We start from the raw sequence: 2,505 nt of genomic DNA on the forward strand, positions 1-2,505 counted from the left end.
CCCGCCGGCAAACACCGGCGGGCTTTCATATCCGACTTGCGCGGCGCTTCAGCGCGCCGGATTCAGCGTCAGGTTCATGTGACGGTTCACATCCTTGTACAGCAGATATCGGAACCGCCCAGGCCCACCCGAATAACATGCCTGCGGGCAGAACGCGCGCAGCCACATGAAGTCGCCGGCTTCCACCTCGACCCAGTCCTGGTTCAAGCGATAGACCGCCTTGCCTTCCAGCACATACAGGCCGTGCTCCATCACGTGCGTTTCGGCGAACGGAATCACGCCGCCCGGCTCGAACGTCACGATGTTCACGTGCATGTCGTGACGCATGTCGCTCATGTCGACGAAGCGCGTCGTCACCCATGCGCCGTTGGTGCCCGGCATCGGGATCGGCTCGACGTCCTGCTCGTTGGTCACGAACGCGTCCGGCAGCGGAATGCCGTCGACCGCCTGATAGTGCTTGCGCACCCAGTGGAAACGCACCGCGGCATCGCTGACGTTGTGCAGCGTCCAGTCCGCGCCCGGCGGAATGAACGCGTAACCGCCCGGCTTCAGCGTGTGCTTCTGGCCTTGCAGCGTCAGCTCGGCTTCGCCTTCGACGACGAACAGCACGGCTTCGGCGTTCTTGTCCTGCTCGGGCTTGTCGCTGCCGCCGCCCGGGTTCACTTCGACGATGTACTGCGAGAAGGTTTCCGCGAAACCCGACAGCGGGCGGGCGATCACCCACAGGCGCGTGTGGGTCCAGAACGGCAGCCAGCTCGTAACGATGTCGCGCATCACACCCTTCGGGATCACCGCGTACGCCTCGGTGAACATCGCGCGATCGGTCAGCAGATCCGTCTGCGGCGGGTGGCCGCCATGCGGCGCGTAATACGTTGTCTTAGACATATTGCATCCAGGCAATGGGTTGGTCCGGCCCCGGGCGCAAACGGCATCGGGCGGTTCGCATGCGCGTGGGGCACGCATGCGACGGCGGGACATCGTTGCCGGGGTGGCTTGAAGGCGCATGCGCCTTCGGTCGGCCAGGCTTCGCGTCGGGTCCACCCGGTTCAGCGGACACGGCGGCCCGGGTTGTCGGGCCGGCGGCCGGGCCGCGGCGCTCGCGGGTCAGGCGGCGAAGTGCGGATGACGGCACGGTTCGGCTCCGTACGCGAGCATCGCCGACGATAGCGAAGTCGATTGCGATCGACCAATTAAATGTTGCGATGACATCCATTCGATTTCCCACTACCGGCCGGCGGCCGCGATACGCGGTCGGCATGCGTTGCGCGGCGTGCCGACTATCAGGGAAATCCTGACGGTTGCGATGTTCGCGCGATGCGCCGGCGCGGCAATGCGGCGGGACATGCGCTGGTCTCGACGCATCCTGTTACGCAGGGCGAGGCGGAAGCGGTCGATACGTCCGCGGCAGCGGATTGCGGCGTGAGGGTCGCACGGAGACGGTCACGTCAGATTGGAACGAGCCGACGTGTCGAAGACAAAGCAGGCGTGATTCGGCCAACCCCGTCCGCGCGCATTGGGACGCGGCAAGCGAGATCGTCGAGAAACGGAGAAAACAGCAGGAGGAGAATTGCCGGCCCGTCGATCGGGCACCTGGCAGCGGCTGATTGAAGCCAGAAGATAATCGCCGGTCTGGCCGGCGAAGCGGCCCGGCAGAGCGCCGGGCTGAAGCTCGCGTCGGGATACCGACGCCGTCGGCGCGCCGGTGCGCGGATCGCGCACCGTGCCGCGCCAGCGACGATCAGTCCCAGTCGCGGTGGTGACGATGCTTGCGGTGACGGTAGCCGCGGTCGCCGTGATCGCGATCGTACGAGCTGCGCGACATGTTGCCGCCGAGCGCCGCGCCGGCGCCGCCGCCGACCGCCGCACCCAGCAGGCCGCCCGTGCGGCCGCCCATCGCGTTGCCCGCCGCGGTACCCGCGCCGCCGCCGAGGGCGCCGCCGATGATCGCGCCGGTGCGCTCGCGACGGTTCGACGTCACCGCGCCGCCGGCGCCGCCGCCGATCGCGCCGCCGATGACGGAGCCAGTGCTGCCGCCGACCGCGCCGCCGACCGCTGCGCCGGCAACCCCGCCGAGCGCGCCGCCGAGCGCGTTGTTCAAGTCACCGGCCATTGCCGGCAGTGCAGTCGCGCCGGTCAACGCGGCGACGACGAGAGCGGGGGCGATTTTCTTCCACATTCCCGTATTCTTCCTTGTTCGCAATTCTGGTTATCGAAGTCCGCTCGGTACGACGATCTGAATCGATCGACGTCGGGCCAGGCATTGTGCCGGACTGCGGACCAATTCATTTCAATGAGCTTGCGGCGAAGAATAGCACCGGTCCCGCATTCCTGCCGTAGACATTGTGGTAACAAGTTGTTTACGAATCACAGACATTCAACGTACCCGCCGAATCCGGCTGAAACCCTTGTCGGGATGTACCTCGTGGGCGGCGTGCTGCGCATGTGGCCCGTGTTCGTGCTCGGCAAGCGCTTCAGCGGGCTCGTCGCGATCCAGCCAGGCCATAC

2 protein-coding genes and 1 pseudogene are annotated in these 2,505 nt (G+C 66.6%); 1 reads left to right on the forward strand and 2 read right to left on the reverse strand.

All coding sequences use genetic code 11. The annotated features are described in order from the left end of the window. Positions 1-48: 48 nt before the first annotated feature. Together H3O04_RS34915 and H3O04_RS34920 are read right to left on the reverse strand one after the other, a co-directional pair. Positions 49-885 carry a bifunctional allantoicase/(S)-ureidoglycine aminohydrolase gene (locus H3O04_RS34915; RefSeq protein ID WP_011548979.1) on the reverse strand — a complete coding sequence of 279 codons (837 nt, stop codon included), beginning with the start codon at positions 883-885 and terminating at the stop codon, positions 49-51. Positions 886-1,738: 853 nt separating this feature from the next. Further along, positions 1,739-2,176, reverse strand: a complete 438-nt coding sequence (locus H3O04_RS34920) for a hypothetical protein (protein ID WP_006496212.1) — start codon at positions 2,174-2,176, stop codon at positions 1,739-1,741. A 231-nt stretch (positions 2,177-2,407) separates the two neighbouring features. Between H3O04_RS34920 and H3O04_RS34925 the strand changes: the two are divergent. Next, positions 2,408-2,505 (forward strand): annotated as a pseudogene (locus H3O04_RS34925) (isoprenylcysteine carboxylmethyltransferase family protein); the annotation flags it as partial.

This window comes from Burkholderia sp. KCJ3K979, from assembly GCF_016759955.1.
Classification (GTDB): Bacteria; Pseudomonadota; Gammaproteobacteria; order Burkholderiales; family Burkholderiaceae; genus Burkholderia; species Burkholderia orbicola.